This is a genomic window from Arthrobacter sp. Y3223164, from assembly GCF_059091005.1.
Map to the genome: position 1 here is coordinate 1 of NZ_JBNHGF010000167.1, position 5,803 is coordinate 5,803.

Sequence of the window (5,803 nt, forward strand, 5' to 3'; positions counted from 1 at the left end):
GCGAGGCCGAACCCCCGGCTGCCCGGCAGCGCGGCCTCCTTGCCCGAGACGCCGGGCTCGAAGATGCGGTGGTATTCCTCCGCCGGGATGCCGGGGCCGTCGTCGGCGACCGTGATGGTGCAGCCGGCCGGGCCGCTGGCGATGGCGACGGTGATGGTTCCCTGCATCCCCACGGCTTCGATGGCGTTGTCGATCAGGTTCCCGAGCACCGTGACCGCATCGGTGGTGCCGTCCGGGGCGAGCTCGGATGCCGGATCGATGAGCAGCCTGATGTCCTTTTCGTCGCAGATGGTGGTCTTGGCCATCAGCAGGCTGGCCGCGTCAGGGTCCGTGATGCCCGGGGCCAGTTCGCCCGCCACCACCGACCCGCCGTGGCCGGAGCGCGAGATGAAGTCCACCGCCTGCTGCGCGCGGCCCAGTTCCAGCAGGCCGGAGATCACATGCATCTTGTTGGAAAATTCGTGCGCCTGGGCACGCAGGGCCTGGGTGACATCCCGTGCGCCGTCCAAATCCTGCAGCAGCTGGTGCAGTTCGGTGCGGTCACGCAGGATGAGGACGCTGCCCACGCGGCGCGAGTCCACGGTGGCCGCATTGGCCCGGGCCAGCAGCACCCGTTCGCCGGCGAGGACCGTTTCGTCGGCGCCGCCGGTGGCCGCGAGCATTGCTGCCAGCTCCGGTTCCAGGATGGTGGTGGCTGGCTGGCCCAAAGCGGCATCGGAGACCTCCAGGAGGCGTTTCGCCTCATCGTTGAGCAAGGCGATGCGCCCGCGGTCGTCGACGGCGACCACGCCCTCGCCGATGCCGTGCAGCATCGCGTCGCGCGTTTCGAGCAGGGCGGCGATCTCCTCCGGCTCGAGCTGATAGATCCGCCGCCACACCAGCCGCGAGATGTAGATCGCGCCGGCCGATCCGACCAGTGCCGCCGCGATGAGCCAGGCCAGCAGAACGGGCAAGTCGTCGTTGAGGTCATCGCGCAGCGTTGATTCCAAGGTGCCGACCGACGCCGTGCCGATCACGGTTCCGCCCGACCGGTCATAGACGGGCACCTTCACCCGCCACGACTCGCCCAGCGTGCCGGTCTGCCTGCCGACGAACGTCTCGCCGGACAACGGGATCGACGGGTCCGTGGAAACCATCTGCCCGATCAATGCCGGGTTCGGGTGTGAGTAGCGGATCCCGCGGTCGTCCGTGACCACCACATAGGTCACGCCCGTGGACTGCGCGATGAGCTCGGCGATCGGCTGGATGGTCTCGCTGGGGTCTTCGTCGTCGAAGGCGTCCACAATGGACGGCAGTTGCGCCACCGAACGTGCCACGCCGATCATCCGTCCCTCATAGGCGTCGCGGATCTGCTGCTCCTGCATCGAAATGGCGACCGAGCCGGCCACCAGCACGACGGCGAGCAGGATGGACAGCTGCAGCACAAACAGCTGGGTCCGCAGCGACAGGGATTGGAACACACCACCATTTTCTCATGCTGTTAGCTGCGCCACTTTGCAGCCGTCATCTGGTGCCTCGGCGCGGGGCGCGGTTGTGACCACAATGACCAATACGGCCACAATGACCCCATTCTTCCCGCGCGCCGGGCCGGCCCCTACGCTGGGGCGCACGGCATGGTGATGCCCATCACGCCGGTTGGAGGAGGAAGAACCTACATGAAGCTCGACCGTACGATGAGACGCCGCTCGGCCCTGGTGGCCGCCGCGGCAGCATCCGCCCTGGTCCTGGCAGCCTGCGGCTCCACTAGTGGCGGCGGGGGCGGTGCCGAAGAAGCCGGCATCGACAAGCTCAACATCATTGTCCCGGCAGACCCGGGCGGCGGCTGGGACCAGACCGGCCGCGCCATCCAAAAGGATCTGCAGGAAAACGACCTGGTTTCCAGCGCCTCGGTGGTCAACATCGGCGGCGCCGGCGGCACCAACGGGCTGGCGAAGCTGGCCACCGAACAGAACCCGGACACCCTGATGGTGATGGGGTACGTCATGGTCGGGGCCGTGGAAACCAACAAGTCGAAAAACCGGATCGAAGACACCACGCCGATCGCCCGGCTCACTGAAGAGCCGCTCGTCGTCGTTGTTCCCGCCGACTCGCCGTACCAGACGATCGACGACCTGATCGCCGACGTCAAGGCCAAGGGCAAGGGCGTCTCCATCACCGGCGGCTCCGCCGGCGGCGCCGACCACATCCTGGCCGGCCTCATGCTGAAGGAAGCCGGAATCGGCGCCGACAGCCTGAACTACATCCCGTACTCCGGTGGCGGGGAATCGCTGGCGGCGCTGCTGGGCAACAAGGTCTCGGCCGGCATCTCCGGCGTGGGGGAGTACGCGGAGCAGGTCAAGGCCGGCAAGCTGCGCGCCTTGGCGGTCTCCGGCCCGGAGGCGGCGCCGCAGTTGCCCGAGGTCAAGCCGCTGAAGGAGCAGGGCATGGACGTGGTGCTCACCAACTGGCGCGGCGTCGTGGCTCCCGGGTCTATCGACGATGCCCAGGCGGAGAAGCTCACGGCACTGATGACCGAACTGCACGACACCGATGCGTGGAAGGAAACCCTGTCCACCAACAACTGGGGCGACGCGTTCCTGGCCGGCGAAGAATTTGAGAGCTTCCTGACGGAGGACATCAAGACAGTCACCGCGACCCTGACGGATATCGGTCTCGTGAAGTAACCATGGCCTCTTCCACTACTGGAGCGGTCCGGGGCGGCACTGCCGCCCCGGGCAAGCCGCTCGGAGAAATAATCTTCGCGGCCGTGATCCTGAGCATCGGGATCGTCGGGTTCGTGGCCGGGGCGGGGATCGAAACGCCCGACGCGGCCAGCGACATCGGGCCCCGGGCGCTGCCGTACATCGTCTCCGGCCTGCTGGTGGCCGTCGGTGCCGGCCTGATCGTGCAGTTGCTGCGCGGCGTCACCGGCGAGGCCGAAGAGGGCGAAGACATCGATCCGGATGTCAAGACGGACTGGCTGACCGTCGCCAAGATGGCGGGCGCCGTCGTCGTTCATATTTTCCTGATCGTGCCGCTGGGCTGGCCGGTTGCCGCTGCGGTGCTGTTCGTCGGCGCCGCGTGGGCGCTCGGCGCCAAGCCGCTGTGGCGTGCGGCCGTGGTCGGGGTAGTCATGGCGCTGCTGCTGCAGTTCGCGTTCGCCGGGCTCCTCGGCGTCTCGCTGCCTGCCGGCGTGCTCGAAGGGGTGCCGTTCCTGAATGGATAACTTCTACGCCCTCCTGGAGGGCTTCTCCGTGGCGATGCAGCCGATCTACCTCCTGTACGCCCTGGGCGGCGTCCTGGTCGGAACGGCGGTGGGCGTGCTGCCGGGTATCGGGCCGGCGATGACCGTTGCCCTGCTGATGCCGATCACCTACAGCCTCGAGCCGACCGCGGCGATCATCGTTTTCGCCGGCATTTACTACGGCGGCATGTACGGCGGCTCGACCACGTCGATCCTGCTGAACACGCCCGGTGAATCCGCCTCCATCGTCACCGCACTCGAGGGCAACCGGATGGCCAAAGCCGGCCGCGGTGCCGCGGCGCTGGCGACGGCGGCAATCGGCTCCTTCATCGCCGGCACGGTCGCCACGGTGCTGCTGAGTTTCGTGGCGCCCTATGTGGCTGCGTTCGCCGTGCAAATCGGTCCGGTGGAATATGTCGCCCTGATGGTCGTGGCGTTCCTGACCGTCGGCGCGCTGCTGGGCGCCTCGGTGCTGCGCGGCCTGGCCTCGCTGGGGCTGGGACTGTTCATGGCGTTCATGGGCGTGGACCTGATGACCGGCCAGCAGCGCTACACCTTCGGCAGCCCGTTCCTGGCGGACGGGATCGACGTGGTGCTGGTGGCCGTGGGGCTGTTCGCGCTGGGCGAGGCGCTGTACGTGGCGTCCCGGCTGCGGCACGGGCCCGTCAAGGTCATCCCGGTGACCGGCGGCTGGACGTCGTGGATGAAGAAGGAGGACTGGCGGCGGTCCTGGAAGCCGTGGCTGCGCGGGACGTTCATCGGCTTCCCGATCGGCACGATGCCGGCCGGTGGCGCCGACGTGGCCACCTTCCTGTCCTATGCGTCCGAGAAGAAACTGGCCAGGGGCGCGCGCAAGAAGCAATTCGGGCGCGGCGCCATCGAAGGCGTGGCCGGGCCGGAGTCGGCCAACAACGCGGCCGCGGCCGGCGTGCTGGTCCCGCTCCTGACGCTGGGCATTCCGACGACGGCGACGGCGGCGATGATGCTGGTGGCTTTCCAGCGCTACAACATCCAGCCCGGGCCGCTGCTGTTCGAGGTCGAGGGCGCCCTGGTCTGGGCACTGATCGCCAGCCTCTACGTGGGCAACCTGATGCTGCTGGTCCTGAACCTGCCGCTGGTCGGCATCTGGGTGAAGATCCTGCAGATCCCGCGGCCGTACCTCTACGCCGGCATCCTGGTCTTCGCGGCCATGGGTGCGTTTTCGGTGAACTTCACCCCGGTCGACGTGTTCGTGCTGCTGGTGGTGGGCGTGCTGGGCTTCTTCATGCGCCGGTACGGCTACCCGATCGCCCCGCTCGTGGTGGGCATGATCCTGGGCCCGATCTTCGAGAGCCAGCTGCGGCGTTCGCTGGCCATCTCCCAGGGTGATCCGATGGCGTTGGTTTCCACTCCGATCTCGGCGGGCATCTACATCGCCCTGGTCGTCATCTTCGCGCTGTCCTTCTGGATGAAGAAGCGCCAGCGCGTGATGGAATCGGCGATGCTCGACGACGAGAACCCCCAAGGCAAGGAGGTCAGCGCATGACGACGATAGTGGTGGGGTATGTTCCCAACGCCCTGGGCGACGCCGCACTGGCCGCCGCCATCGACGAGGCCGGCCGCCGTTCGGCGAAGCTGCTGGTGGTCAACACCACCCGGGCCGACCGGTTGGTGGACCCAACCTATGCGGACGCCGCCGACGTTACCCGGCTGGAGTCGGTCCTGGCGGGGGCCGGCGTCGATTTCAGTATCAGGCACGGCATTTCGGACGGGCTGGCCGCCGACGACGTGCTCGACGCCGCCGAAGAGTCCGGGGCGGACCTGATCGTCATCGGGGTGCGCAACCGCACGCCGATAGGCAAGCTGGTGATGGGTTCCACGGCGCAAACCATCCTGCTGGGCGCCTCCTGCAACGTGTTGGCGGTCAAGCAGGGGTAGCCGGTGGCGGCGATGGCTCGCCACAGTCGGCGATGCCGCGCTCGCCGGGGGAGCGCCAAGGGGTGGGAGCGATTATGGGCAACCCCTGTCCCCGGAGGTCAGGGGTTGCCGTCGAAGCCGGGTACCTTGGTGGCCGGGGTCAGCGCTCCGGCGTTCGACGGGAGCGGCTGGTCTCGGAGCCACAGGCTGACATCGACGCCGGTGCAGGGTTCCGCTGCCGGTGCAGGGCCCACAAACCCTGCACCGGCAGATTTTCCCTGCACTGGTGGCTGGCCGGGCCGGTGAGGAGCAGCCCGTCCGGCCAGGAGTTGTCGTCGGGATTACGCGCCGTAGAGGATGATCTCCACACCAGGTCAGGGGTTGGCTTCGAGATCACCCCGTACAACCGGTGATCTCGAAGCCAAGGGGTAACGTGGACGCCACTCAGCCCGTGCTCGGCGGGCGGACCGCCCGTGCTGGATAATTGAGCGCATGGAGTTCCGAGATCCGCCCCGCGCCGCCCCGCTTCCCGCCCGACGCAAGGTAGTGCTGCTGGGTTCCACGGGTTCGATCGGCACGCAGGGGATCGACGTCGTGGACGCGGCCCCGGAACGCTTCGAGGTCACGGCGCTCGCAGCCGGCGGCAACGTGGAACTGGCCGCCCGGCAGGCGGTCCACACCCGG

The 5,803-nt window shown here is 68.0% G+C and carries 5 protein-coding genes and 1 pseudogene; 5 read left to right on the forward strand and 1 reads right to left on the reverse strand.

The window, feature by feature from the left end; translation table 11 throughout:
• A partial coding sequence (locus AC5RUJ_RS09705; protein WP_494155804.1) for an ATP-binding protein occupies window positions 1-1,460 on the reverse strand: 1,460 nt, incomplete at its 3' end.
• Between the two features lie 195 nt (window positions 1,461-1,655).
• On the opposite strand from AC5RUJ_RS09705, the gene AC5RUJ_RS09710 reads away from it, so the two are divergent.
• From AC5RUJ_RS09710 to AC5RUJ_RS09730, 5 genes and pseudogenes are all read left to right on the forward strand, one after another.
• Window positions 1,656-2,663, forward strand: coding sequence for a Bug family tripartite tricarboxylate transporter substrate binding protein (locus AC5RUJ_RS09710; protein WP_494002442.1), 1,008 nt, complete (start codon window positions 1,656-1,658; stop codon window positions 2,661-2,663).
• 2 nt (window positions 2,664-2,665) lie between these two features.
• Window positions 2,666-3,205 (forward strand): tripartite tricarboxylate transporter TctB family protein, encoded by a 540-nt coding sequence (locus AC5RUJ_RS09715; RefSeq protein ID WP_494002441.1) that lies wholly within the window; start codon window positions 2,666-2,668, stop codon window positions 3,203-3,205.
• Window positions 3,198-4,748, forward strand: coding sequence for a tripartite tricarboxylate transporter permease (locus AC5RUJ_RS09720; RefSeq protein WP_494002440.1), 1,551 nt, complete (start codon window positions 3,198-3,200; stop codon window positions 4,746-4,748). Before AC5RUJ_RS09715 ends, AC5RUJ_RS09720 begins: the two co-directional genes overlap by 8 nt.
• On the forward strand, window positions 4,745-5,140 hold the full coding sequence (locus tag AC5RUJ_RS09725) for a universal stress protein (protein ID WP_494128988.1): 396 nt from the start codon (window positions 4,745-4,747) through the stop codon (window positions 5,138-5,140). Before AC5RUJ_RS09720 ends, AC5RUJ_RS09725 begins: the two co-directional genes overlap by 4 nt.
• Before the next feature lie 471 nt (window positions 5,141-5,611).
• Window positions 5,612-5,803, forward strand: a pseudogene (locus tag AC5RUJ_RS09730) (hypothetical protein); the annotation flags it as partial.